Below are 25006 nucleotides of genomic sequence, written 5' to 3' on the forward strand. Positions count from 1 at the left end.
GCCTGAAAGTGTTGTCGGACCCTGTCTCTAGAGTGGGAGAAAGGTTGAGACGGCGGGGGTTTTCGGGTGTTGGAAGATCGGCAGGTCATCGAGCAGGTGGTCGTGCGTCGTGAGGCGCTGGCCGCGCTCGAGGCTGCCGAGGCGGTCGACATGCTGGACTTCGTCGACCGCGCCCGTGCCGCTGGCGAAATGGCGAGTGAGGCGCAGGGACGTCGTCGGGTCGATGCGGCGGTGCACGAGCTGTCGCTCGCGATGCGGCTACCGGTCCCTACGGTCGAACGCCGTGTGGCCCGTGCCCGGCGGTTGCGGTCGAGCATGCCCGACGTGTGGCAGGCGTGGCTCGACGGACGCATCAGCACCACCCACGTCACGGCCATCGACCGCGCCGCGACGCGTCTGGTCCACGCGGAGTCGGTGGCCGCGTTGGATGACGTCGCCGTCGAGCGGGTGGGTCGGTTGACGCCGGGTCAGGCGACCCGGTGGCTGGACCGGTGGGTCGAACGCACCGAAGCCACCGAATCGGCCCGCCGCCATGAACGTGCCCACGCCGACCGCAAGGTCTCCTCCCGGCCGTTGGGTGACGGGATGACCCGCCTGACCGCAGACGTCGCCTCCACCGACGCTGCGGCAGTCATGCAGTCGCTCACCGGCACCGCGCATGGGCTGCCTGCTGATGACGGTCGGACGATCGACCAGGCGCGTGCTGACCTCATGGTCGACGCGCTGCTCGGTCGTGAGCCCGGTGGGCTCGGGTACAAGGCGGTCATCGGTGTCACGGTCCCGCTGTCATCCCTCTTGGGATTCAGCGATGTCCCGGGCGAGCTGACGGACCGGTCCGCGACGATCCCGGCGCACATCGTGCGGGCCGCGATGGCCGACGAACATTCGCTGCTCTACCGGTTGGTCACCGATGACGTCGGCAACCTGATGACCGTCACCTGGCTCGGAAGGTTCGCACCCACCCGGTTGGCGCAGGTGCTGGAGTTCCGCGACGGCACCAGCGTCTTTCCGACCAGTACCGTCCCAGCCAGAGCCTGCGACACCGACCACAGTGACCCCTGGCCCGCCGAAACCTCCGCTGCGAACACTGGACCGTTGAACCGGCGTGCACACAACCTCAAGACCGAGGGACACCTGAGGCTTCGACAACCCGCGCCCGGGGTCTTCGAATGGACCACCAGCACCGGGCACACCTACACACGCACCCCAGAACCGTTACCTATCGCGAGCTGGGATAACGAAGCCCCAGAGCTACCCGCCGACCCCTGGGCCGACGAGTTCGCCGAAATGGTCGAGTACCTGAGCCAGACCGTCTAGCTCAGTGCGCGTAGGTGCCGTGGATGATCGCGCGCCCCAACGTCTTGAACGCGAGGTTGAAGCTCACGACCGCGGGGGAGGCCGAGGCGTCCACGCCGAGCGTCTCCTCGCCGACGGCGTGCACCACGAAGTAGTAGCGGTGCACCTGGTCACCCTGCGGGGGAGCGGCACCCATGAAGTCGAGCGAGCCGCCGTCATTGCTCACGTGGAAGGCCGCACCCGGCAGTGAGTCGTCCGACGCACCAGCACCCGTGTCGAGCGAGGTGACGTCGGCCGGGATGTCGACGGCCACCCAGTGCCAGAAGCCCGACGGCGTCGGAGCGTCCGGGTCGAAGCACGTCACGACGAACGACTTCGTGCCCTCCGGCGCACCGCTCCACGACAGCTGCGGCGACGTGTTGCCGGCATCGGCGACCTGGTCGTCCTTGAGCGGCTCGCCGTCGGCGACGTCGTCGCTCGTGACGGTGAAGCTCGCCACCGAGGGCAGCAGGTCGTACGGATCGGGTGTGACGGGTCGGTCGAGGCTCATGACCTCTACGCTAGCCCGGTGGCTCAGATCGTACGACTCGACGACCTCGACGATCCGCGACTCCGCGACTACACCGACCTCCGCGACGTCCAGCTGCGACTGAGGCTCGAGTCCGAGCGCGGGCTGTTCCTCGCCGAGGGCGAGAAGGTCGTGCGCCGAGCGGTCGAGTCGGGCCACCGTCCCCGATCGTTCCTGATGTCGCCACGGTGGCTCGAGGGTCTCGCCGACGTCCTCGACACCACCGACGCGCCCTGCTTCGTGCTCGACGACGCATCGATCGAGCGGCTCACCGGCTTCCACGTGCACCGCGGCTCCCTCGCCGCCCTCGAGCGCCCCGACCTGCCGACGCCCCGCGAGGTGCTCGACGCCGCGCGCCGCGTCGTGATCATCGAGGACCTCGTCGACCACACCAACGTCGGAGCCATCTTCCGCAGTGTCGCCGCCCTCGGCTTCGACGCCGTGCTGCTGTCACCCCGCTGCGCCGACCCGCTCTACCGACGCGCGATCAAGGTGTCGATGGGATCGGTCTTCTGGCTGCCCTACGCCCGTGTCGACGACTGGTACGGCGCGCCGCAGCTGCTGCGCGACGCCGGCTACACGACGTACGCGATGACCTTGGCCGACGACTCCGTGCCCCTCGACGAGGTGCCCCGCGACGTCGAACGGCTCGCGCTCGTGGTCGGCTCGGAGGGCCACGGCCTGACGCCGCACTGGGAGCAGCAGGCCGACCACCGCGTCACGATCCCCATGGCCGCCGACATCGACTCGCTCAACGTCGCCTCGTCGGTGGCGGTGGCGTGCTGGGAGCTCAGACCGCGCTGACGTCGCCGGCAGGAACCGCAGAGGACGTATGCCCCAACGGGTGCCGCGTCAGCTGGTCGGACTGTGCGAGCACCCGGCTCAGGTAGTCGGCGACCTGCTCGCGATCGGGATCGGCCGGGCTCGGGCGCGCGCAGTCGTCGCGCTCGTGGAGCAGGCACTCCAGGACGGCCCGGTCGGCCGGTCCGATCAACTCGGCGACGAGCAGCAGCTCGATGAGCTCGGCACCGCTGACCCGGCGCATCAGGTCGTCCGCGTCGAGCGTCGCCCGGCGGGCGGACGTGCGCAGGATCGCGAAGTCGTCATCGGCCAGGTGCGCGAACGCCAGCGCCGCATAGCTGCTCCATGCCGCGACGACCGCCGGCCGGCGCAAGTCGTGCTGCAGGCAGACGCGGGCGGTGTCGAACTCGCTGATCGACGTCTGCAGCAGCCTGCTGATGTGACTCACGACGGCGCGCCGCTGGCGAGCAACAGGGGAGACGGGGGAGTCCGTGAGGTGCTCCGACAGCTCGCACAGTGCCAGGAACGTCGAGACGACCTGGGGGACGACATCGCCCGGGACGTCACCCTGCTCGGTCACGAGCTGCGCCAGGGCATCCGGCTCCGTCGAGCCAGCCTCGAGCAGCGGCGCATATGTCGCACGCATCGCCTCGCCCAGCACGCCCGGGCGGTCGTCCGACTCGCGGTAGCCGACCCACACCGGCGTCGGCACGCCCGCGGACGTCACGAAGTCCAGCGACTCAAGCAGCTCGCGGACGCGATCGGCGTCGTCCTCGGGGATGCCGTTGGCGGCGAGGTGCTTGGCGGTGACGGTCGACGGCATGGTGCCGCGCTCGACCAGGCGGAGGGCGCGGCGGACGTCACGGACGTCGCTGACGTACGGCAGATCCGACATGACCCTCCCTGATCATCGGCGCAGTGGACCCACGCTACCGGTCAGAAGGCTCACTGTGACAAGAAAGGATGTCTCCAGCGCGACGCCTCAGCGCTCGATGACGTCCTCGTCGACGAGGATCGTGACGGGCCAGTCGTCGGGGTAGTTGTCGGCGAGCTCGTCGTGCTGCTTGTAGAGCTTCTTGCGCGCCCGCTCGGGGACGCGATCGCCGAACACCGTGCCGTAGAGGTGGTCGGTCTCGTGCTGCAGGCAGCGGGCCAACAGCCCGGTGCCCTCGAACGCGACCGGCTCGCCGTTCTCGTCGACGCCGGTGACGCGGGCGAGGTCGGGACGTGCGCAACCGGTGAACGCGCCGGGCAGCGACAGGCAGCCCTCGTCGGCGTCCTCGAGGTTGCGGTCCTTGCCCTCGGGCAGGACGAGTACGGGGTTGCAGACGACACCCGTGACCATGACGTCGTCGTCATCAGGGCAGTCGAACACGAACACCTTGAGGTCGACGCCCACCTGGTTGGCCGCGAGGCCGACCCCGCGGGCGGCGTACATCGTCGCGACCATGTCGGCCACGAGGGTGCGCAGCTCGTCGTCGAAGACCGTGACGTCGGCCAGCTCGTGGTGCATCACGGGAGTGCCCCACCGCGTGATGGGTCGCACTGAACCGCCGCCGGGCAGGGGACGGGACTGCGACGCGCTGGACGGTGTGTCGGTGCTGGGCACGGGGCGGTGCTCCTCTGTGTCGATGTGGTCGTCGTCGTCGGCGGTCGCGGGGTGACCTGGCCGACCGACCAGAACAGGCTAACGAGAACATCGTCAGCGTGGTTCTCTGGTCCCCGCCTGTGAGGTCGGATACCATGGGTATGTAGAAACGTAACTCTCAGTTACAGTCATCACGGGGTGGGCACCTCAGTCCAACCCGTCGTCGCAGCACCGCAGTCACCTAGGAGTCCTTGTGGCCACTCGTCGCGATCCCATGGGCATCGGCCTGGCGGTCCTCAACCGCATCGCCAGCTCGCCGACCATCGACAAGCTCAAACTTCGCAAGACCACCGAGCGCGCCGTCTACGAGGGTGCCAAGGGTGGCTTCCGCGTGGCCGGCGCGACGACCCGCGCCTTCAAGCGCGTCAAGGGTGGCGGCAAGCCGACCCGCCTCGCGCGGACGTCCGACAGCGGTGTCTTCGACCTCGAGCCCACCGAGGACCAGCAGATGATCGTCGGCGTCATCAAGGAGTTCGCCGCCGAGGTGCTCCGCCCGGGCGCGGCTGACGCCGAGAGCAGCAACGACACCTCCAAGGAGGTGCTCGCGCAGACCAGCGACTTCGGCCTGACGCTGCTCAACATCCCCGAGAGCCTGGGCGGACTGTCCGAGGACCGCTCGGCCGTCACGGGCGTCCTCGTGGCCGAGGCCCTCGCCGAGGGCGACATGGGCCAGGCCGTCGCGTGCCTAGCACCCGCCGCCGTCGCCACGGCGATCTCGCTGTGGGGCTCCGACGCCCAGCAGCAGACCTACCTGCCGGCCTTCTCCGGTGACGACGTGCCCGCCTCCGCGCTGGCCGTCGCCGAGCCGCGGGTGCTGTTCGACCCCTTCGAGCTGCAGACCACGGCGGTCAAGACCGACGCCGGCCTCGTGATCAACGGCGTCAAGTCCGCCGTCGTCCGCGGCAGCGAGGCCGAGCTGTTCGTCGTCGCAGTCGACGTCGAGGGCAGCGGCCCCACCCTCGTGCTCGTCGAGTCGAGCAACCCCGGCGTGACGATCGAGGCAGACCCCAGCATGGGCCTGCGGGCAGCCGGTCTCAGCCGGCTGGTCCTCACCGACGTCACAGTGGCGGCCGACGCCGTCCTCGGGGACGGGTCGGCCGACGACTACCGCGAGTGCATCCGTCTCTCGCGCCTCGCCTGGGCCGGGCTCGCTCTCGGCACGGGTCGCGCCGTGCTCGACTACGTGTCCGACTACGTCAAGACGCGCTCGGCCTTCGGTGAGCCCATCGCCCACCGCCAGGCCGTCGCGTTCATGGTCGCCAACATCGCGATCGAGCTCGAGGGCATGCGCCTCGTGACCCTCAAGGCCGCCTCGCGCGCCGAGCAGGGCATGGACTTCGCCCGTGAGGTCGCGCTCGCCCGCCGCCTCACGTCGGAGTACGGCATGAAGATCGGCACCGACGGCGTCCAGCTGCTCGGTGGTCACGGCTTCGTCAAGGAGCACCCGGTGGAGCGGTGGTATCGCGACCTGCGAGCCGTCGGCCTGATGGAAGGAGCAGTCCTCGTCTGAGGGCGGACAACACCATGATCAATCTCGAGACCCCCCGCAAGTTCCGACCGTTCATCAAGCAGGCCCACCAGGTCGCCGACGAGTTCCTGCGCGCCAACTCGCGCAAGTACGACCTCGCCGAGCACGCCTACCCCAAGGAGCTCGACCTCCTCGCGTCGCTCGTCGACGGCATGGGCGACTCCGGCCAGGGCCAGGGTGCCGGTGCCGCGGCGGTCGGCAACCAGGACGACGACAAGGCGACCAAGGGCAAGGTGAAGAACGGCACCAACATGTCGTCCGTGCTCTCGATCATCGAGATGTGCTGGGCCGATGTGGGCCTGCTGCTCTCGATGCCCCGCCAGGGCCTCGGCAACTCGGCGATCGCCTCGGTCGCCAACGAGGAGCAGCTCGAGCGCTTCAAGGGCACGTGGGCCGCGATGGCGATCACCGAGCCCGGCACGGGCTCCGACTCGGCCAATATCGTCACGACGGCGGTCAAGGACGGCGACGCCTACATCCTCAACGGCGAGAAGATCTACGTGACGTCGGGCGAGCGCGCCGACTCCGTCGTCGTCTGGGCGACGCTCGACAAGAGCATGGGCCGCGCGGCGATCAAGTCGTTCCTCGTGCCCAAGAGCCTCCCGGGCATCCGGGTCGAGCGCCTCGAGCACAAGCTCGGCATCCGCGCGTCGGACACCGCGGTCATCCTGCTCGACAACTGCCGCGTGCCGGCCGAGAACCTCCTGGGCAACCCGGAGATCGACACCAAGCAAGGCTTCGCCGGTGCCATGGCGACGTTCGACAACACGCGTCCGCTGGTCGCCGGCATGGCCGTGGGCTGCGCCCGCGCCGCGATCGAGGAGACACGCGAGCTGCTCGAGAAGGCCGGCGTCGTGATCGACTACGACCGTCCCGCGCAGACGCAGTCGTACGCCGCCGCGACGTTCATCGCGATGGAGGCCGACTGGGAGGCAGCGCTGCTGCTGACGCTCGAGGCCGCGTGGCTGGCCGACAACCGCAAGCCCAACTCGATGGAGGCCTCGATGGCCAAGGCCAAGGCGGGACGTGTCGGCAACGACATCACGCTGCGGTGCGTCGAGCTCGCCAGCACGCTGGGCTACAGCGAGAACGAGCTCATCGAGAAGTGGTCGCGCGACTCCAAGATCCTCGACATCTTCGAGGGGACGCAGCAGATCCAGCAGCTCATCGTGGCTCGCCGTCTGCTCAACCTCAGCTCGTCCGAGCTGCGCTGAGACCGAGCGGAGCGACACCACCCACGACCGTGCACCCCCTCGGACCTCGAGGAGGTGCACGGTCGTTCTATAGGGTTCGGGCATGACGAATGAACTCCCAGCCGGCCTCGACGTCGACTTCGAGCTGACGCGCTTCGTCCGCCGTGTCCGTAACCGCACGCTGCGGCACCTCGGAGACATCCACCCCAAGCTCGACTACGGCAACTTCATGTTCCTGCTCGCGATCGTCGACGCGCCCGACGGCATCCGCGGTTCCGAGCTCGCCGAGGACCTCGGCGTGCACAAGTCGACTGCCAGCCGGTCGGTCGCCACGCTCGAACGTCTCGGGCTCGTGACGCGCGTCCCCGACCCCGACGACGGTCGCGCGCAGCTGCTGGTCGCCGAGCCCGTCGCGACCCAGCGCGTGGCGGAGTACCGTCGCCGCAGCCACGACCGGCTCGTCACCCTGATCGACGACTGGACGCCCGACGAGGTCGCATCGTTCGCCCGCAGCCTCACGCGGCTCAACGACCGCGCCGAGCGCGACTTCTGAGGCGGACGCCGTGCAGATCTTCCACCTCGCCCTGCAGAGCGCCTGGACCGACGCCCAGGCCAACGGCACCTACCGGGTCTCGACCTTGGGCCTCGACCTCGACGACGTGGGCTTCATCCACTGCTCGCAGGCCGAGCAGGTCGACGGCGTCCACGAGCGCTACTACGGCGGAGTGACGGAGCCGGTCATCCGGCTGACGATCGACACCGACCTGCTGACGTCGCCGTGGCAACTCGACGACGTGCCGGGCCAGCCGCTGCCATTCCCGCACGTGTACGGCCCCGTCAACGTCGACGCCGTCGTGTCGGCCGAGCCGTACGTCAGAGGCTCAGCATCGTCTTGATCGCCGTGCGCTCGTCCATCGCGCGGTAGCCATCGGCCACCTGGTCGAGCGGCACGGTCAGGTCGAACACGTCGCCCGGGGTGATGCTGCCGTCGAGCACGTCGGGCAGCAGCTCCTCGATGTAGCCGCGGACCGGGGCGATGCCGCCGGCCAGGCCGATGTTGCGACCGAACATCTGCGGGACGTTGAGCTGGACGTCGTGGGGCACGCCGACGTAGCCGATGCGGCCGCCGGGACGGGCCGAGAGCATCGCCTGCTTCATGCTGTCGCCGGTGCCCACGCACTCCAGCACGAAGTCGGCACCGATGCCGTCGAGCATCTCGCGCACGGCCGCTGCGCCCTCCTTGCCGCGCTCGGCGACGACCTCGTCGGCACCGAACCGGCGCGCGATCTGCTGGCGGCTCTCGTGCCGCGACATGGCGACGACCCGGGCAGCGCCGAGGCGCTTGGAGGCCAGCACCGCGCTGAGTCCGACGGCCCCGTCGCCGACGACCACGACGGTGCTGCCGGCGGTGACACCTGCCGAGACGGCGGCATGGTGGCCGGTCGGGAAGACGTCGCTGAGCGTCAGCAGCTGCGTGACCATCTCCTGGGACGGCTGAGAGGGCGTCGCGACGAGCGTCCCGTCGGCCCACGGCACGCGCACGAGCTCGCCCTGTCCGCCGTCGGTGGCGTGGCCCTGCTTGTCGGGGTGGCCCCAGAAGCCGCCGTTGGTGCACGACGTGTGGACGCCGCGCACGCACAGGGCGCACGTGTTGTCGGAGAACGTGAACGGCGAGATGACGAAGTCGCCCGGGGTCAGGGACGACACGGCGTCGCCGACCTGCTCGACGACGCCCACGAACTCGTGCCCGATGCGGGTCGGCTCGTTGACGGGGTTGAGCCCGCGGTAGGGCCACAGGTCGGAGCCGCAGACGCAGGCCGCGACGACCCGCACGATGGCGTCGGTGCCGAGCTGCAGCTGGGGGTCGTCGACGTCGTCGAGGCGGATGTCACGGGGGGCATGGAGGACGGTGGCGCGCATGGTGCCCAGTCTGTCAGGCACGCGCTGCGACGGCTCGGCGATGTGGAAGGATCGAGACCATGACTGACAAGCCTGAGATCGACTTCATCGAGGGGCCCGCGCCCACCGAGCTCACCATCACCGACCTGATCGTCGGCGACGGCCCCGAGGCCGTGCCCGGCGGACTCGTCGACGTCCACTACGTCGGTGTCGAGTTCGACACCGGCGAGCAGTTCGACGCCTCCTGGGACCGTGGCCAGTCGGCCAAGTTCCCCCTCCCGCAGCTCATCGCCGCGTGGCAGCAGGGCATCCCGGGCATGAAGGTCGGCGGACGTCGCCAGCTGATCTGCCCGCCCGAGCTGGCCTACGGCCCCGCCGGTGGCGGACACCGCCTGTCGGGCAAGACCCTCGTCTTCGTGATCGACCTGCTCGGAGTCTGAGAGCGACTCCGACCTTCGGCCACGGCGGTGTAGTCGCTCGGCCGATGCGCGAGGGCCAGCGTCCTGGTGGACTGACGGCATGACCGTCACTCTGCTCGGGACGCTGGCCCTTCTCGCGCTCGTCGACAGCACGAGCTTCGGGACGCTGTTGATCCCGATCTGGTTGATGCTGGCACCGGGACGCCTGCGGCCCGGACGCATCCTCGTGTTCCTCGCGTCAGTGGCGACGTTCTACCTTGCCCTCGGCCTGCTGCTCGTCGCCGGTGTCGCGAGCTTCTCGGACGAGATCTCCGACGCCCTCGACACCCGGCCCGTGCAGGTGGCGCAGGTCGTGCTCGGTGCCGCGCTGCTCGGCGCGGGTCTGTGGGTGGGCATGCGCAAGAAGCGGGACGGATCCGGACGCCTGATGCGCTGGCGTGAGCGTGCCGTCGGCGACGAGGGTTCGGTGCGTGGGCTCATGGCGCTCGCCCTGACCGCGGCGCTCATCGAGGCGGCGTCGATGGTGCCGTACCTCGCCGCGATCGGGCTGATCGGCACCTCCGACCTGTCCGGTGCCGCGATCGTCGCGACGCTCGTCGGCTACTGCCTCGTGATGATCCTGCCGGCGCTGCTCCTGCTGGCCGGTCGCATCGGCGCTGCGCGCCAGGTCGAGCCGGTGCTGCGACGCATCAACGACTGGATGGCGCGCACGGGTCAGGAGAACACCGCATGGATCCTGGGCATCATCGGCGTCCTCATCGCGTCGTCGGCGCTGCAAGCCCTCGGCGTCCTCTGAGACTGGCCGGGGCCGGCCAGCTCAGAGCGCGTCGACGAGGGCTGTGACGCGCTTGACCGAGACCGGGAACGCCGTGCGCAGCCCCTGCGCGAGCAGGCCGATGCGCAGCTCCTCCAGCGCCCACCGCACGTGCTGCACCCGCGGCGACAGCCGCGCCCACACCGACAGCTCGGCCGTCCGCGCGTGGAAGCGGGCCTCGAGGTCCTGAGCCGCCAGCAGGTCGTCGGTCAACGGCGCCGCGAGCCGCTTGGCCGCAGCCTGCAGGTAGAGCGGCAGGCGGCGCAGCTGGTCGACACCGACGTCGCGGATGAAGCCGGGGTAGATGAGCCACGACAGCTGCACGCGGACGTCCTCGCCCGCCTCGGTGGACGGCAGGGGAGTCACGTCGCCGAGCGCCCGCAGCGTCGCGATGACGCCCTGCACGGCCCGCTCGGTCGTGCCGTACGCCTCGGGGCGGACGGCATCGTGCAGCAGCGACCACGTGGCCTCGTCCCACACCGGCCCGCCGTGACGCACCACGAGCGACTCCAGCGCCGCGAGCCAGCACTCCTCGATGACCGCGGCGGCATCGCCGTGCGGGCCGGTCGACAGCAGCAGCTTGGCGTGCAGGTCGAGGGACCGGCCTAGCTGCGGCACGGGTGTCGCGAGGCTGAACGACAGCAGCCGTGCCTGCGCCTTGACCATCGCGACCTGCTGCTCCTCGGCGGTGTCGAGGATGCGCAGCCCCAGCGACGTCCCCTCGTCGACCAGCGACGGGTAGCCCGTGACCTGCCCCGCCGTGATGGTCGGCTCGATCGTGCCGACGTCCCACGAGCGGATGCCCGACCGCTCCTCCTGTCGGGCGACCTTGGTCAGGTCGGCTCGCACGTGGCTCGACAGCTCGCTGCGCAGCGCTGCGAGGTCCTTGCCACGTCCGAGCTCCATTCCCGCACCGTCGACGACGCGGAACGTGACGCGCAGGTGTGACGGCAGGGCGTCGAAGTCGAAGTCGTCAGGGGAGACGACGGTGCCGTTGAGCATCCGCATCTGCCGGGCGAGCTCGGCGCTGAGGTCGGACGCACCCGGGTCCATCGCCTCGACCAGGCGGGGTGCGAACTGACCGGCAGGGACGAACTCGCGACGCAGCCGCTTGGGCATCGACCGGACCAGCTCGGTGACGAGCTCGACGCGGTGCCCGGGCACGTGCCAGTCGAAGGCGCGGTCGTCGACGACCATGAGCTGGGCGAGCGGCAGGTCGACCGTCACGCCGTCGTCGCTCATGCCGGGCTCGAAGGCATAGGTCAGCGGGTAGGACGCGCCGTCGGAGTGCCACTCGCGCGGGAACTCCTCGTCAGCGTCGTCGGTGCCGTGCGACAGCATCGCGGGGTCGAACGTGAGCAGGTCGGGCTGGGTCTGCCGGGTCTTCTTCCACCACGTGTCGAAATGGCGGGTCGACACGACGTCGGCCGGCACGCGCTGGTCGTAGAACGCGTAGAGGGTGTCGTCGTCGACCCGCAGGTCGCGGCGGCGCAGGCGCTCCTCGAGCTCCTCGACGCTCGCGATCATCCGCTGGTTGGCCGCGAAGAAGGCGTGGTTCGTCTTCCACTCGCCCTGCACCAGGGCGTGCCGGATGAACAGGTCGCGCGACGTGACGGGGTCGATGCGGCCGAACTGCACGAGCCGGTCGGCCACGAGCGGGATGCCGAACAGCAGCAGCTTCTCGCGGGCCATGACGGCACCGCGGCGGGTCGACCAGTGAGGCTCGCTGTACGAGCGGTTGATGAGGTGCTCGCCGGCGGCCTCGACCCACTCGGGCTGGATCTTGGCCGCGGTGCGACCCCACAGGCGTCCGGTCTCGACGAGCTCGCCGACCATGACCATGCGCGGGGTCTTCTTGGCCAGCCCCGACCCCGGGAAGATCATGAACTTGGCCTGACGCGCGCCGAGGTACTCCCGGCCGTCCGCGTCCTTCAGCCCGATGTGCGACAGCAGGCCCGACAGCAGCGCCTGGTGGATGCGGTCGGGGTCGGCGCCGACAGCGCCGGGCTTGAGGCCCAGCTCCTTGGCGGTGCGGCGCAGCTGGGAGTGGACGTCCTGCCACTCGCGGATGCGCAGCCAGTGCAGGTACTCGTCACGGCACAGCCGGCGGAACGCCGAGCTCGACAGCTCGTCGCGCATCTCGCGGACGTACTTCCAGAGCGTCAGGTACGACAGGAAGTCGGAGTCGGGCTCGCGGAACCGGCGGTGCTTCTCGTCGGCGGCCTGCTGGTGCTCGAGGGGACGCTCACGGGGGTCCTGGATCGACATCGCGGCGACGATCACGAGCACGTCGCCGAGGCAGCCGAGCCGGTCGGCGGCGAGCAGCATCCGGGCGAGACGCGGATCGGTCGGCAGTGTCGACATGCGACGACCGATCTTGGTCAGCCGGGTGCTGCCCTTCGTGGACGTGTCGAGGGCACCCAGCTCGTACAGCAGGTTGAGTCCGTCGCTGACGGCGCGCGAGTCGGGCGGGTCGAGGAACGGGAAGTCCTTGATGTCGCCGAGGTCGAGCGAGGCCATCTGCAGCAGCACCGACGCCAGGTTGGTGCGCTGGATCTCCGGGTCGGTGAACTCCGGACGGCCGTCGTGGTCCTCCTCGGAGTACAGGCGGATGCAGATGCCGTCGGCGACGCGACCGCACCGCCCGGCGCGCTGCGAGGCGCTGGCCTGGGAGATCGGCTCGATCGGCAGCCGCTGCACCTTGAGTCGCTGGCTGAACCGCGAGATGCGGGCGAAGCCCGGGTCGATGACGTAGCGGATGCCCGGCACCGTCAGCGACGTCTCGGCGACGTTGGTCGCGAGCACGATGCGACGTCCGGCATGGGAGCTGAAGATCTTCTGCTGGTCGGCGGCGGCGAGGCGTCCGTACAGCGGCAGGATCTCGGTGCGCGGGTACTTGCGACCGCTGAGGAACTCGGCCGCGTCGCGGATCTCGCGCTCGCCCGACATGAACACGAGGATGTCGCCGGAGCCGTCCTTCGAGCCCGTCGAGAACAGCTCCTCGACCGCGTGCGCCAAGGCGTCGAGCTCGTTGTCGGCGCCCGTCTCTGCCAGCGGCCGGTAGCGGATCTCGACGGGGAACGTACGTCCGCTGACCTCGATGATCGGGGCGTCGAACATCTCCGCGAAGCGCTCGACGTCGATCGTGGCGGACGTGATGACGACCTTGAGGTCGGGGCGGCGGGGGAGCAGCTGCTTGAGGTAGCCGAGCAGGAAGTCGATCGACAGGGACCGTTCGTGGGCCTCGTCGATGATGATCGTGTCGTAGCGGGAGAGCCGCCGGTCGCGCTGCAGCTCGGCCAGCAGCAGACCGTCCGTGACGAGCCGGATGGCCGTCGACTCGCTGGTCTGGTCGTCGAAGCGCACGGCGTATCCGACCTCGCCGCCCAGCTCGACCTCGCACTCGTCCGCGATGCGCTTGGCCACCGACCGCGCGGCGATGCGGCGCGGCTGGGTGTGCGCGATCGAGCGGCGTCCGAGCTCGTAGGCGATCTTGGGCAGCTGCGTGGTCTTGCCGGAGCCGGTCTCGCCAGCGACGACCACGACCTGGTGGTCGCGGATCGCGGCGGCGATGTCGTCGTGCCGCTCGGAGATGGGCAGCGCGGCTGGGTACTCGATCTTCACTTCAGTCCGAGCCTATCGGCGAGCAGCAAGTAGCCGACGAACGCCACCACGTCGAGGATCGTGTGCGCGATGACGAGCGGCATGACGCGCTTGGTGCGGTGGAACCAATAGCCGAAGACCAGCCCCATCACGAAGTTGCCGATGCCGGGCCCGACGCCCTGGTAGAGGTGGTAGCTGCCGCGCAGGGCCGCCGCTGCGACGATCGTCGCGGCCGTGCCCCAGCCGCGCTGCGTCAGGCGCGTCATGAGGTATCCGATGACGATGACCTCCTCGAGGATCGCGTTCTGCAGCGCAGCGAGGATCAGCACCGGGACGGTCCACCAGTAGGCGATGTCGGGGGCCGGGATGATCTGGGCTGTGATGCCCAACAGGCGTCCGATGCCGTAGAGACCGAGCCCGGGCAGACCGATGACCGCGGCGAGCGCCATGCCCCACAGGACGTCGAACCGCAGGTGGTGCCGGTCGAGGCCGAGCCGTTCGCTGACGCGCTCCTTCACGGGGTCGAGCGACAGCAGGTACAGCGCGAGCGCGACGGGGACGAGCGCGAACCCGATGCCCAGCACCTGGTAGACGAAGTCGAAGACCTCGCGGTTGTCTCGGGACGCGTTGAGCGTCGCGGTCTGGCCCTCGATGCCACCGGGCAGGGTCGCCTTGCGGATCAGGCTGACCACCGCGTAGACGCCGGAGGCGCCCAGCGACAGGCCCAGGACGATCCAGGTCTCGACCGCGAGCCGCCTGTCGGTGGCCCGGGTGGGGTCGGACGAGGTCACAGGTCGTCGGTGGCGAACGTGTCGCAGGAGTTGACGGTGCCGGCGTCGTACCCGGCCGTGAACCACTTCTGGCGCGACTCGCTGGAGCCGTGTGTCCAGGTGTCCTGGTTGACGCTTCCGCCGCCCAGCTCCTCCTGGATGTGGTCGTCGCCGACCGCGGAGGCCGCCGAGAGTGCCGAGTCGATGTCGGCCTGCGTCAGTGGCTTCAGCAGGGTGTTGCCGTCGGCGTCCTCGGTGGTCGAGGCGTTCTTCGCCCACACGCCGGCCATGCAGTCGGCCATCAGCTCGATGCGGACGCCGCCGCTCCTCGGGCCGGTCTTGCCGTCCTGGCCCTTCTCGAGCAGACCGAGGATGTTCTCGACGTGGTGGCCGTACTCGTGCGCCACGACGTACTCCTGGGCGAGCGCACCGCCGTCGGCGCCGTACGTCGACTCCAGCTCGTCGAAGAAGCTCGCGTCGATGTAGATGCGCTCGTCGGACGGGCAGTAGAACGGGCCGGTCTGGTTGGACGCCGTGCCGCACGGAGACTGGGTCTGGCCCTGGTAGATGACGGTCTTGGCGGCGCGGTACTGACGGCTGACGTCGGCTGGCAGTGCCTCGGTCCAGTAGTCCTGGACGCTGTTGACCGTCCCGATGATGCGGCACGTCGTGTCGCGGTTGGCGTCGGCACCGGTCTTGCACTGGTCGAACGTCGTGGTCGACTCCGTGCCGCCGGTGGCCACCTGGCTCGTGTCGAAGGGGCTCCCGTTGGTGGCACCCGTGATGACCGACGGGTCGACGCCGAGGAAGACCGCCACCAGCGTGATCACGAGACCGCCGATGCCGCCGCCGATCGCGAGCCCTCCTCGGGATCCACCGCCGGTGACCTGGCTCGTGTCCAGCTTGGCGCCGTCGTTGAAGCTCATGGGTGAGGAGTCTACGCAGCGAGATGGCTTCGGACCCGGGATAGTTGCCGTGTGACCACGACACAGACCGCCCCCGGACTCGCGCTGCCCGAGGAGATGTCGGCGGGCGACGCCCTCCGCCTCAAGGGGCTGCGCCGCATGCGCGCGCTGGCCCTGTCGTTGCTGGTGCTCGCCGCCGTCGTCTACGTGCTGACGCGCGAGCACGACACGGGCTGGCTCGGCTACGTCAACGCGGGCTCGGAGGCCGCGATGGTCGGCGCGATCGCCGACTGGTTCGCGGTCACGGCGCTGTTCCGTCACCCGCTCGGGCTGCCGATCCCGCACACCGCGATCATCCCCAACCGCAAGGAATCGCTGGGGGAGAGCCTGCAGGAGTTCGTGGCCGACAACTTCCTCAAGGAGGACGTCATCCGCGAGCGCATCGGCTCGGCGGGAGTCAGTCGGCGGGTCGGCGAGTGGGTCATCGACGGACGGCACGCCGACCGCATCGTCCGTGAGGGGTCGCGGATCCTGTCCGACGCACTGGGGCAGGTCAAGGAGTCCGATGTGGCCGCGGTGATCCAGGAGGCGCTCATCCCGCGGCTCAAGGAGGAGGAGCTCAGCCCCGTCGTCGGCCAGCTGCTCGACGAGGTGCTGCGCGACGACGCCCACCGCGGGCTCGTCGACCTCGCCGTCGACGAGTTGGCGCGCTGGCTCGACCACAACCACGACGAGGTCGCGGCGCTGATCGAGAACCGGGCACCGTCGTGGACGCCCCAGTGGCTCGACAAGCGGGTGTCGACGTGGGTGCACGAGCAGGTCGTCGAGTGGGTCGCCGAGATCGGCCGAACCCCCGACCACAACGCACGCATCGCGCTCGACAGCTGGCTGCGCGACCTCGCGGCCGACCTGCAGCACGATCCCGACACGATGGAGCGCTTCGAGCGGCTCAAGGTGCGCATGCTGACGCAGGACCGGGTCAGCTCGACGTCGATCGCGCTGTGGGACGCCCTGCGCCGGGCCATGATCGGGTCGCTCGGCGACGAGACCGGCCTGCTCCGCACGCGGGCCAAGGACGAGATCGAGCGGTTCGGCCGCCGGCTCATCGACGACGAGCAGCTGAGCACCCGCGTCGACACGACGATCTCCAACATCGCCGCCTACGCCGTCAACAACTACGGGCACGAGGTCGCGACGATCATCTCGGCGACCGTCAACCGCTGGGACGGCAAGGAGACCGCCGACCGCATCGAGCTGCACGTCGGCCGCGACCTGCAATTCATCCGCATCAACGGCACCGTCGTGGGCGGGCTGGCCGGTCTCGTCATCCATGCCGTCTCGACGGTGATCTGAACCCTCGACCCTGTCTGGAGACTCAGTCCACAAGTGTGGACAACCTGTGGGTAACTTCGGGTGAACTGTGGGTGACGGGCGTCACAGTGTGGACATCTCAAACAGATGCCGTGCGATGGCTGACTTACCCCGGCATGGCAGGCTGAAACCATGAGCTCCGTGTCGAATCCATCCTTCACCCGCGTCCGGCTGAGGGAGGGATACCGCATCGAGGACGTCGACGGGTTCCTGGCGGGCGTCCGCCCGTTGCTCGACGGACGGCTGCCCAACAACGAGCTCGCCGACCGCATCGAGAGCGTACGGTTCGCCCCGGTCCGGCTGCGTCCCGGCTACGACATGGACGAGGTCGACAGCCACCTCGAGCAGCTGCTCACCCTGGCATCGCAGGGGCACCCGCGCATCTGACGTCCACCAGAGCGCTCGCGGGGACACCGGGGTTCGGCGTCCGGTTGACCCTTTGCTAGAGTTCAGTGCTGCACCGCGCTCGTCTCGAGCGCATGTCCGGGTGGCGGAATGGTAGACGCGCTAGCTTGAGGTGCTAGTGCCCTGTTAGGGGCGTGGGGGTTCAAGTCCCCCCTCGGACACAAGGCCTGACCTGCGGAAACGCCGGTCAGGCCTTTTTGCATGCACACCACGGGCACGCGGACGCCTAAACTGGTCTTGTGATTGCAGTGAAGTCCAACACGACCAGCGCTGGCTGCGAGCGATTCAGGGTTCGCTACCGCGAGGGCGAAGGACGCGCCGTCAATCCCACATCGCGGACATTCGCAACCTGTACTCAAGCCGACACTTTCCGCAAAGAACTCGACGCTCTCGGCTGGAAGGAAGCTACCGAGCGAGACGACAACCGGCGCAACAGCACAGGGGTAGTCACGCTCGAGGAGTACGCCAACGACTACTTCGACACTCTGGCGAATGTCACAGCAGGGACGAAGATCTCCTGCCGCCGGATTTACGAGCGCGCCTGGTCGAGGCCGCTCGCCCACCAGCGCCTCGACGACATCGAACGCATGTCCATCCAGCGCGTGATCGTGAGCCTTGGTGATCTCGGAGGGCAGGGGTCAGCCGCCTGACAGGGGCTCGGCAGCAGGTGGTTCTTGGTACAGACCAAGCACCTTCAGTACGTAGTCTTCGACATCCGGGGTTTTCTTCTCGAACGCCGCATCTTCAGCGCCCTGCGCACGCCATCGGGACAGCGCCGCGATCATCTGCGCAATGTGCTTGCTTGCTTTCGAGCCGTCTTTCAGTGTGTCGCCCTTATAGCCCGCAAACCGCTGACCCTGAAGGCTCACCCATCCAGCGACGTGCGGATGGTCTCCGATCTCGCGCACTACAAAGAGCGTGAGCGACTCTCGGTATGGTTCCGCAGCAGCGCGCTTGTCTTCCGCCGATGTGCCAGGCTCGCGAATCACGCGGACAGCCGCATACCCGGCCGACACTACAGCGGCGATCGATTCGGATACTCGTGCTAGGCGCGCGCGGTTATCTACAGCGTCGGCCTCGAGTCTCGAGTCCTTTGCCTCACCTCGTCTGGTCAGCGTGAAGACCAGTAAAGCGCCAGCAAGTCCGACCAAGGCGGCAAGCGAGCCTTGAGCTAGCAGTTCGAGCCAGTAGCCAAGTCCTGTGTCTGGTTGTTCAAGCACGACCCGAATTGGCTCAACTGGCGATGGCGCGCTGGGCGGAGTCGGCGTTGGTGCGTGCATTCGGCATTCATACCGCACGTCCGGCCCTACGCGTTCTGTTTCGACCAGCGGCGACGTGTGGGCGCTAGATCACCACGCCACTGACGTCATGTTCGTTCGGTGCGAGATCGCATTCATACCTACTCCATCGCAGTTCTTCGCCACGTGTCTGAGCCGTCGCGAAGAACTGCTTGACGAACTTGATCTCGGATCCGCACTCGGGGCATTTGAACGGCGTCTTCTGACGGTCATATCGGACACTCATCCATCGAAAGTAGCCGAGACCTCCGACGAACCGGGACGCAAGCTATACCGAGTCGGAGAGCATCTGGCTGCGTCTCGGCCCATTCGTGCGGCATTCAGAGTTCGTGCACGTCCGCCGCTGTTCCGCGCCCGCGCCCGCGCACAGAACCGACACGACGACGCGCAGACCACCAAGACCGGAGCCGACGCCGTCGCCGTCATCAGCGAGACCGCTGTCGAGCTCCTCGCCCCCTGTGTGCCGAGCTGCGCGCAGCGCACGACGACCTCGCCGATCTGCGTACCGAGGTCCGCAGTGTCCGCGCCGAGCTCGACGAGTACCACCGCCGCTACGGGCCGCTCAAGCCCGCAGCTGCCACAGACTGACCCGCTCTTCACCCTCAGCCTGCCGTCTTCGACGTCGGGCTCCCACCCATGCCTAGGAGGCAGTCATGACGAACACCCCAGCCCAGGCGCTCACGCGCGCGAAGGCGTAGGTCGGACCAGATCGGCTCGTGCCTGGCCGAGTGCATCAACCCGGCGTACAACCCGCCGCTCCCGATTTCGGGCCCGTGGACGTTTGAGGGCAACGGCAAGGCGTGGGCCTACAACTACTGGCTCGCGGCGGTCGAGCACGGCAAGGTCGTCAAGACGTCCGACCCGACGAAGATCCCTGCCGGCGCGCTGCTGTTCCACACCCCCCGGAAGGGCGCGACGACCAACGGCGGCAAGGCTGGCCACGTCGCCATTAAGGCCGACGGCGGCGGGGGGCTGTACGAGATCTCCACGGACCAGCCCCGCAACGGCCGGTGGGGTCGCGTGAAGGTCGCCGACGCCGAGCGGGCCTGAGGCAAGAAGCTCGTCGGCTACATCATCGTCACAGGCGACGGCGTCCGCCTCATGCCCGACCCCGTCACGGCAACCCCGAAGCCGCCCGTCTTCGCTCCGGCCGCGCCTGCGTGGTTCGGGATCGACCTCCGCAACCTCGCCGGCTTCGACTTCGTCCGCGGCGCGAAGACGATCGAGCAGCGGATCCCCGCGATCGTCAACGACATCGCGAAGGTCGGCCGCGACATCGTTTGCGTCCTCGAGCTCCCCAACCCGCAGGTCAAGAACTTCACCCGCCGCATGGCCAAGGCCGTCGCCGCGCTCGTCGGGTCCGTCGCCACCGCGCTGCTGGCCGTCTACGCCTCCGACACCCCGGTCAAGAAGGTGCTGACCGTCGTGGCGATCGTCGCGACAGTTGTCGGCACGTGTGCCGTCCCGAACCGGCCGGCCGCCAACCAGTTGGAGCCAGAGCTCGCGCTCGGCGACGAGTCCGCAGCGTTCGACGATGAGCTGCCGTGAGCGACTCGCCGGTAGTCGTGGTGCGCGAGGGCTGGGACCGCCGCGAGGAGGTCGGGGACGCGAAAGCGCTGCTGACGTACCCGGCCGGAGTCGTGTCCTTCGAGCACGTCTGTGACCGTGGTGGCCGAGGTGTCATCGTGTGCGCGCCGCGGCTGCAGTTCGAGGGTGGACACACGCTCACCCGGTCCGATGCCGACAGCCCGGCGACCGTCCAGCCGTCGATCCTCTGCGACGACTGCGGCACGCACGGCTTCGTCACCGACGGCGTCTGGCGGTCGTGCTGATGAGGTTCGTCCGCAACCTCGCCGCCTTCATCGGCTTCGCCGTCGAGGACAGCATGCTGGTGAATCTAGGCTGATCGTTTGTGACGACGCGATTCGTGACGTGCTCGCCGCCACCGGCGCCACCTTTTCGGGGTATTTCGGACGGAAGCAAGCGCGGCCTCAACGTCTTCGCGCGACTTCCATCCCTCCCAAAGCGTTGCCGCGACCCAGCGGAGCAGTACTACGAAGATGATGAGGTATCCGAGACCTGATCCGACTGTCGGCACCCATTGCGGTAGATCCAGCGAATTGCCGTCATCTTGGTTCGCGGAGGGATCGATGAGCGACGTCAAGTCTTCGGTGTAGCCACCTACCACGTCCCTGTATTCGTCAGCCGATAGCAGGCATTGGGCAGTGTCGGGCGTGGTCGACGGCTGGCAGTACCAGTGTCGGCGATCTCCGATTTCCGCCGCTACGAGCACGACGATTCGTCCAGTGCTTTCAAATGAGATGATCGAGCCGGGGAAGGGACGCGGGTCTCTGTAGTCAAAATTGGGCCGAGGTATGGCCCCTGACTCGTAGGCTTTCTGTTTAGCAGCGATCGCCGGCGCAAGGATGGCCACGACGGCGACTAAGAGCCACGCGACGGCGGTACGGTCTGACTTCGTGAGGATTCTAGGAGGTCCGTTTGCGGCGTGTCGTCGGGGCACGGGGAGAACGTATCGGGACCGGGGTGCATCGCGACGTGTTCTGGAAATTTCACGATTGTGGGGATTCTTTAGGGCGCGTGGCACCAAGTACATGCTCAAGCGGGACGAGCACCACGATGGTGATCGATACCGCTGGCCCCTCGGGGCCTCGTCGCGCCCGTCGGTCCACTAATCCACCGACACGCGCTACCGGATCAAGCTGGCAGGAAGGACTCGATGCCCTAGAGCCTCGCGCCATTCGGGATGACTATCTTCACGGTCAGCTTTCGCACTTGTAGGACGAGCCAGTCGTTCGCTGTCGTCGATCGCGACAGCACATCTGGGGGTTCTCCGCTGCGACCGATTTGTCGCAATCGGCCCCTACCGTCGCAGTCATGCAGCTCACCGCCACTATCCGCACTCGCCCCGCCGAAGGAGCCAAGAAGGGCGACAGCCTCGCCATGGAAGTCCTCACCGAAACCGCCGACGACTACGACGCCGCCCTCGCCCAGCTCGACGCCCGCGTCCCCGACGGATGGCAGAAGCTCTCCGTCCGAGCCCACTGAGAGTGGACGCAGCAGCGGGTTGGCAGTCACTCATGTGGTGAGGCGGTCACGTGTTCTATCGCGTAGAGCACCCGGCAGTCGACGGAGCCGCAAATGCACCCGCCCCCTTGATCGCGAGGCTTGTGCGTCTTACCGATGAACTCGACCTTGGCCTGCCATTGATCACGAGATCGAAGTGCGAACCGGACCTTGGTCCGCGCCTCCTTCAGCTCCCGCTCGTTTCTGTTCAGGAGCTTTCGCATCTGGTGGTAAAACTCTCGGACTCGGTCGAAATCGGTGACCAACCGCGTCTCTCGTCTCTCCGATGATTCGCCATGAATTGCGTAGTGCTCACGACAGTCGTCGCAGTAAGACCGACCGGCATTCTCGTCCTGAGGTTTCGCCCTGAATGGGAGCTGGCAGCACGCGCAGAGGCCCCGTGACACATCCAGTACGCGGCGGGGTTGATCCGAGAAGGGGTTGTTGAGACGGCGTGTCGGCATGGATAAACGCTATCGCCGCGCTCCGACAGTCGTGCTCGATCCAGCGTATGCATGTGAATAGGTACATGTCACGGCACGCCGAGGGTGACGAGAGTCGTCGTTCAGTCTTACCGTCGGGCTATCTCATCCAGCGAGATGCACGACCTTCGAAATCTATGTCCGAATCCGTGTGTCCCGTGTGCTCACGCAGCGCCGCCTCGTGGAGCTTAGGTCGTCTATGCACTGACTTTTATGCTGCAATTCTAGTGCAGAACGCTTCACTGCTGACTTGGCGCTACGGCATCCAAACGAATTCAAGTCCCCCCTCGGACACAAGAACACAACCCCGCTCAGACCACGGTCTGGGCGGGGTTGTTTGTGTGGGCGGGGTCCTTGACTGCGTTGGGGATCGCTTGTCAGGGTGTTTCCTTCGCGGCGCGTCTCTGTAGGTCGTTGCGGCTGCCGGGGTGCCGCCGGTGGGCACGGTCACGTGCGAACATCATCGGGGCCGCGGCTGCGGCAGACCGTTGCACGCAGAGCGGCCACACGGACCGTCCTGCTCCAGGGACCGCGCACGTCAGAAGGTGGACACGATGGCCAGACCCAACACCCTGTCAACGCGCATGGCTGTTGTCCTGTGCCTGGCCGCACTCCTCGTCAGCGGCGTTCTGGCGGCCGTCGTGGCCATCCAGAAGGCGACCTCCCACTCCGTCGAAGCCAAGGAACAGAAGCAGAACGTGGCGGACGCCAAACGGGTCTTCTCCTACCCGACCGGTGCAGTCGAGACCTGGAAGCGGGCGCGAGTGTGCCCCAAGCTGCAGGCCTACTGCGACGACCCTTCGGTACATGCCGCAGCAAAGTTCAGCCTGACCATGACACCGCAGGAAGTGTGCGACAGCGCAGTCGCGTGGGCCACCCAGGCCAAGATGCAGACGATGAGCGTCGTTCCGGAGGAAAGCACCCAGCCGTTCACGCCCGAGACCGCCCAGCAGCTGTGCGAATCCAGGGGAAGCGAGAGCCTCGTGTTCGCCCGCACTGTTCCCGGCCGCCCACGCATCCCGTTCACGGCGGAGGTGTACGTGGTCGGTGAGCCCAAGCCGGGCAAGGCACCAGAGGACAGCGCTGGGCTGTTCGACATGTACCTGGGAACGACTGAGCGCTGACCAAGACCCCCGCGTTGCGGGGCGGGGGCGCGAGCCCGGGCTGCCTCACGATGACGCCTCTTGCTGCGGCCGCGTACCTCGACCGTCGGCTCGCCACGGTGCACGACGACCGGTCCCAGCGAAACCGGCCGCCATGGCCTCGACCTGATCCCTCCTCCTTCGGAAGGGGGATGTTTGTCGTGGTCGACGAGGTGAATCACCTCGGGGTGATGACGCAGTCGCTCTGCGTGAAGACGCTGACGCCGGACGTGGCGTCGTAGGACGACGTCGCCTCGAACGCCGAGATGTATGCGCGCGCGCCCGCTCCCGTCGGGCTGTCGTACTCGGTGCTCAGAACAGTGCTGAGATTCGTTGCTCTGTCATCGGGCACCGGCACGAGGCCAGACGCCCGGACCGCCGCGTCGAACGCCTCAGTCACCTCGTCGCCGGGGAATCGCGCTCCCTCCTGCACCGAGTAGCGATTCTCCCTCTGCCATCCGGGCTGCTCGTCGCAAGGACGGAACGCGCTCTCGGACTCCCAGGACACCTTTCCTGCGAGCGCCTTCTTGAGCGACTCGTCGAGGGCGTCCTGCCTGGCAACGACTTCAGGTGGCAGCGACGTGGGTTTCGGCCCGTTGACCTCGACGGACGTCGGCTCCCGGCGCTGGCCTCCGACGTCATCGTCCTCGTGGTCGGGATTGAACGCCGCCACCATGGCACCGATTCCGATCACCAAGAACAACGCCACGACGATGCCGATGGCAGCCGTAGTCCTGGGGTGCATCACGGCTGCTGGCACGACGCCGGGGAACTCCCGTGCGATGTCCTCGTCGCCGTAGACGCCACCGACTCGCACGCCCAGCACGAACACGATGTCGTCCAGGTTGTCCACGCCCCACTGCCGCTGGTCCAGTCGCGCGAATCCGCTCGGAGTCCAGAGCACCACGTTGGCCGCGAACGAGGTCACGCCGAGCGCGAGGTACTGGAACGCTGCGGCTTGCATCTCATCGTCGACTCGCAGGGTGACGGTCTTGCCTCTCCAGTTCCGGGACCTGACGGCCCCGTTGGCTGGATCCAGCGTCAGCTTCTTCACCAACATGCCGGCGACGGGCAGCGCGCATGCTCCTATGAGCGTCGCGATGAGAAGGAGAGTCGCGACAACGCCAAGTCCCCTGAGAAACGCGATCGTGGGGATCCCGAGAAGGAGGATGGCCAGGAGGAACTTTCGCGAGCCGTCGAACTCGGACCAGAACGTCCTGAGCGTGGGTCGAACCGTCAGGACAGGCAGACGGGCGGTCGTTCTACCTGCGAACGCCTGCTTGTACGCGTACAGGTTCTGGTGATGTGCGCACACCAGATTCCCGTCGGTGCATCCGCAGTCAGGGCTGAACGTGTCATCAGTCTTGTCAGGCATGCGACTCCTTGTCCGTGGGGTCACGAATTTAGATGTTGGCCTGGATCATCGCGATGCCTGCCTTCTTGCGCGTCACGGCACGTCCCCGAGGCGGGGACCTTCGTCCACACGATCACGGTCGATGGGCCGTGCTGCTGATCGGCTTGCGGGGGCACGGTGGAGGCACACCGTCCTCAGGAGCAGCCATGACCACCACCCAACCCGTCGTCGTCGCGATCGTCGACAAGCAGCCGAGCGCACTGCGCGTCGCGGTCGACGAGGTCCGTTCGTCCGGTTCGCCCCTGCGGGTCATCCACGCGACAGGCTTCGCGCTCACGTACGCGATTGGACGCCAGTTCGGGTCCGCGGTCGCTTGACTGCGTGAAGCCAGCTCGCGTACCTGGGACGGTCTGAGACCGTGGAGAG

General features: G+C 68.0%; 26 protein-coding genes and 1 tRNA gene. 17 read left to right on the plus strand and 10 right to left on the minus strand.

Features of this window, described 5'->3' with window-relative positions:
* Positions 1-27 precede the first annotated feature (27 nt).
* Positions 28-237: a hypothetical protein gene (locus JOF40_RS19770; RefSeq protein WP_245343875.1), complete on the minus strand. Its 210-nt coding sequence runs from the start codon at positions 235-237 to the stop codon at positions 28-30.
* On the opposite strand from JOF40_RS19770, the gene JOF40_RS14180 reads away from it, so the two are divergent.
* Positions 151-1317 carry a DUF222 domain-containing protein gene (locus JOF40_RS14180; RefSeq protein ID WP_245343683.1) on the plus strand — a complete coding sequence of 389 codons (1167 nt, stop codon included), beginning with the start codon at positions 151-153 and terminating at the stop codon, positions 1315-1317. The genes JOF40_RS19770 and JOF40_RS14180 overlap by 87 nt on opposite strands.
* 1 nt (position 1318) lies before the next feature.
* Here JOF40_RS14180 and JOF40_RS14185 read toward each other — a convergent pair whose 3' ends face one another.
* Positions 1319-1846, minus strand: coding sequence for a YbhB/YbcL family Raf kinase inhibitor-like protein (locus JOF40_RS14185; protein ID WP_129184377.1), 528 nt, complete (start codon positions 1844-1846; stop codon positions 1319-1321).
* An 18-nt stretch (positions 1847-1864) separates the two neighbouring features.
* On the opposite strand from JOF40_RS14185, the gene JOF40_RS14190 reads away from it, so the two are divergent.
* Positions 1865-2668 (plus strand): TrmH family RNA methyltransferase, encoded by an 804-nt coding sequence (locus tag JOF40_RS14190; RefSeq protein ID WP_129184375.1) that lies wholly within the window; start codon positions 1865-1867, stop codon positions 2666-2668.
* On the opposite strand, the gene JOF40_RS14195 is transcribed toward JOF40_RS14190, so the two are convergent.
* Positions 2655-3560: a DUF5343 domain-containing protein gene (locus JOF40_RS14195; protein ID WP_129184373.1), complete on the minus strand. Its 906-nt coding sequence runs from the start codon at positions 3558-3560 to the stop codon at positions 2655-2657. The genes JOF40_RS14190 and JOF40_RS14195 overlap by 14 nt on opposite strands.
* Positions 3561-3647: 87 nt before the next feature.
* Positions 3648-4274 carry a peptide deformylase gene (gene def / locus JOF40_RS14200; protein ID WP_129184371.1) on the minus strand — a complete coding sequence of 209 codons (627 nt, stop codon included), beginning with the start codon at positions 4272-4274 and terminating at the stop codon, positions 3648-3650.
* Between the two features lie 232 nt (positions 4275-4506).
* Between def and JOF40_RS14205 the strand changes: the two genes are divergently transcribed.
* The 4 genes from JOF40_RS14205 (at position 4507) to JOF40_RS14220 (ending at position 7930) form a co-directional block, all read left to right on the plus strand.
* Positions 4507-5823 (plus strand): acyl-CoA dehydrogenase family protein, encoded by a 1317-nt coding sequence (locus tag JOF40_RS14205; RefSeq protein ID WP_246152861.1) that lies wholly within the window; start codon positions 4507-4509, stop codon positions 5821-5823.
* Positions 5824-5837: 14 nt separating this feature from the next.
* Positions 5838-7055 (plus strand): acyl-CoA dehydrogenase family protein, encoded by a 1218-nt coding sequence (locus tag JOF40_RS14210; RefSeq protein WP_129184369.1) that lies wholly within the window; start codon positions 5838-5840, stop codon positions 7053-7055.
* A gap of 82 nt (positions 7056-7137) precedes the next feature.
* A complete protein-coding gene (locus JOF40_RS14215) occupies positions 7138-7587 on the plus strand; it encodes a MarR family winged helix-turn-helix transcriptional regulator (RefSeq protein WP_129184367.1) in 450 nt (149 codons plus the stop codon).
* 10 nt (positions 7588-7597) lie between these two features.
* Positions 7598-7930, plus strand: coding sequence for a DUF952 domain-containing protein (locus JOF40_RS14220; RefSeq protein ID WP_129184365.1), 333 nt, complete (start codon positions 7598-7600; stop codon positions 7928-7930).
* Here JOF40_RS14220 and JOF40_RS14225 read toward each other — a convergent pair.
* Positions 7908-8954 (minus strand): zinc-dependent alcohol dehydrogenase family protein, encoded by a 1047-nt coding sequence (locus JOF40_RS14225; RefSeq protein WP_129184362.1) that lies wholly within the window; start codon positions 8952-8954, stop codon positions 7908-7910. The genes JOF40_RS14220 and JOF40_RS14225 overlap by 23 nt on opposite strands.
* A 59-nt stretch (positions 8955-9013) precedes the next feature.
* On the opposite strand from JOF40_RS14225, the gene JOF40_RS14230 reads away from it, so the two are divergent.
* Positions 9014-9373: an FKBP-type peptidyl-prolyl cis-trans isomerase gene (locus JOF40_RS14230; RefSeq protein WP_129184360.1), complete on the plus strand. Its 360-nt coding sequence runs from the start codon at positions 9014-9016 to the stop codon at positions 9371-9373.
* Between the two features lie 79 nt (positions 9374-9452).
* Positions 9453-10148, plus strand: a complete 696-nt coding sequence (locus JOF40_RS14235; RefSeq protein WP_129184358.1) for a GAP family protein — start codon at positions 9453-9455, stop codon at positions 10146-10148.
* A 21-nt stretch (positions 10149-10169) separates the two neighbouring features.
* Here JOF40_RS14235 and hrpA read toward each other — a convergent pair whose 3' ends face one another.
* Genes hrpA through ypfJ form a run of 3 tightly spaced genes read right to left on the minus strand, consistent with a single transcriptional unit; the run spans position 10170 to position 15465 of the window.
* Entirely contained in the window at positions 10170-13790 is a 3621-nt protein-coding gene (hrpA, locus tag JOF40_RS14240; RefSeq protein ID WP_129184355.1) for an ATP-dependent RNA helicase HrpA, read from the minus strand.
* A complete protein-coding gene (locus tag JOF40_RS14245) occupies positions 13787-14560 on the minus strand; it encodes a CPBP family intramembrane glutamic endopeptidase (RefSeq protein ID WP_129184353.1) in 774 nt (257 codons plus the stop codon). The genes hrpA and JOF40_RS14245 overlap by 4 nt, the downstream gene beginning before the upstream one ends.
* Positions 14557-15465 carry a KPN_02809 family neutral zinc metallopeptidase gene (gene ypfJ / locus JOF40_RS14250; protein ID WP_129184351.1) on the minus strand — a complete coding sequence of 303 codons (909 nt, stop codon included), beginning with the start codon at positions 15463-15465 and terminating at the stop codon, positions 14557-14559. Before ypfJ ends, JOF40_RS14245 begins: the two co-directional genes overlap by 4 nt.
* A 51-nt stretch (positions 15466-15516) precedes the next feature.
* Between ypfJ and JOF40_RS14255 the strand changes: the two genes are divergently transcribed.
* From JOF40_RS14255 to JOF40_RS14270, 4 genes are all read left to right on the plus strand, one after another.
* The gene (locus tag JOF40_RS14255) at positions 15517-16797 is read left to right on the plus strand and encodes a DUF445 domain-containing protein (protein WP_246152860.1); all 1281 of its coding nucleotides are present in this window, start codon (positions 15517-15519) and stop codon (positions 16795-16797) included.
* Positions 16798-16947: 150 nt separating this feature from the next.
* A complete protein-coding gene (locus JOF40_RS14260) occupies positions 16948-17202 on the plus strand; it encodes a DivIVA domain-containing protein (RefSeq protein ID WP_129184349.1) in 255 nt (84 codons plus the stop codon).
* Positions 17203-17296: 94 nt separating this feature from the next.
* Positions 17297-17381, plus strand: a tRNA-Leu gene (locus JOF40_RS14265).
* 78 nt (positions 17382-17459) lie between these two features.
* The gene (locus JOF40_RS14270) at positions 17460-17870 is read left to right on the plus strand and encodes a hypothetical protein (protein WP_129184347.1); all 411 of its coding nucleotides are present in this window, start codon (positions 17460-17462) and stop codon (positions 17868-17870) included.
* Here the strand turns inward: JOF40_RS14270 and JOF40_RS14275 are convergent.
* Positions 17859-18440 (minus strand): hypothetical protein, encoded by a 582-nt coding sequence (locus tag JOF40_RS14275; protein WP_129184345.1) that lies wholly within the window; start codon positions 18438-18440, stop codon positions 17859-17861. The two genes, JOF40_RS14270 and JOF40_RS14275, sit on opposite strands and share 12 nt — an antisense overlap.
* 1179 nt (positions 18441-19619) lie before the next feature.
* On the opposite strand from JOF40_RS14275, the gene JOF40_RS14280 reads away from it, so the two are divergent.
* The 4 genes from JOF40_RS14280 to JOF40_RS14295 all read left to right on the plus strand — a co-directional run bounded on the left by JOF40_RS14280 (position 19620) and on the right by JOF40_RS14295 (position 23208).
* Complete coding sequence (locus tag JOF40_RS14280; RefSeq protein ID WP_129184343.1) at positions 19620-20066, plus strand: hypothetical protein; 447 nt, start codon at positions 19620-19622, stop codon at positions 20064-20066.
* Positions 20063-20350, plus strand: coding sequence for a ubiquitination-like system serine protease family protein (locus tag JOF40_RS14285; protein ID WP_129184341.1), 288 nt, complete (start codon positions 20063-20065; stop codon positions 20348-20350). Before JOF40_RS14280 ends, JOF40_RS14285 begins: the two co-directional genes overlap by 4 nt.
* 1063 nt (positions 20351-21413) lie before the next feature.
* Positions 21414-21584, plus strand: a complete 171-nt coding sequence (locus JOF40_RS14290) for a hypothetical protein (protein WP_188111847.1) — start codon at positions 21414-21416, stop codon at positions 21582-21584.
* A gap of 1054 nt (positions 21585-22638) precedes the next feature.
* Positions 22639-23208 (plus strand): hypothetical protein, encoded by a 570-nt coding sequence (locus JOF40_RS14295; RefSeq protein WP_129184339.1) that lies wholly within the window; start codon positions 22639-22641, stop codon positions 23206-23208.
* A gap of 196 nt (positions 23209-23404) precedes the next feature.
* Here the strand turns inward: JOF40_RS14295 and JOF40_RS14300 are convergent, their stop codons facing one another.
* Positions 23405-24601 carry a magnesium transporter gene (locus tag JOF40_RS14300; protein ID WP_129184337.1) on the minus strand — a complete coding sequence of 399 codons (1197 nt, stop codon included), beginning with the start codon at positions 24599-24601 and terminating at the stop codon, positions 23405-23407.
* A 185-nt stretch (positions 24602-24786) separates the two neighbouring features.
* On the opposite strand from JOF40_RS14300, the gene JOF40_RS14305 reads away from it, so the two are divergent.
* On the plus strand, positions 24787-24957 hold the full coding sequence (locus tag JOF40_RS14305) for a hypothetical protein (protein ID WP_188111846.1): 171 nt from the start codon (positions 24787-24789) through the stop codon (positions 24955-24957).
* Positions 24958-25006 lie beyond the last annotated feature (49 nt).

The sequence above is a fragment of the Aeromicrobium fastidiosum genome (genome assembly GCF_017876595.1).
GTDB lineage: Bacteria > Actinomycetota > Actinomycetes > Propionibacteriales > Nocardioidaceae > Aeromicrobium > Aeromicrobium fastidiosum.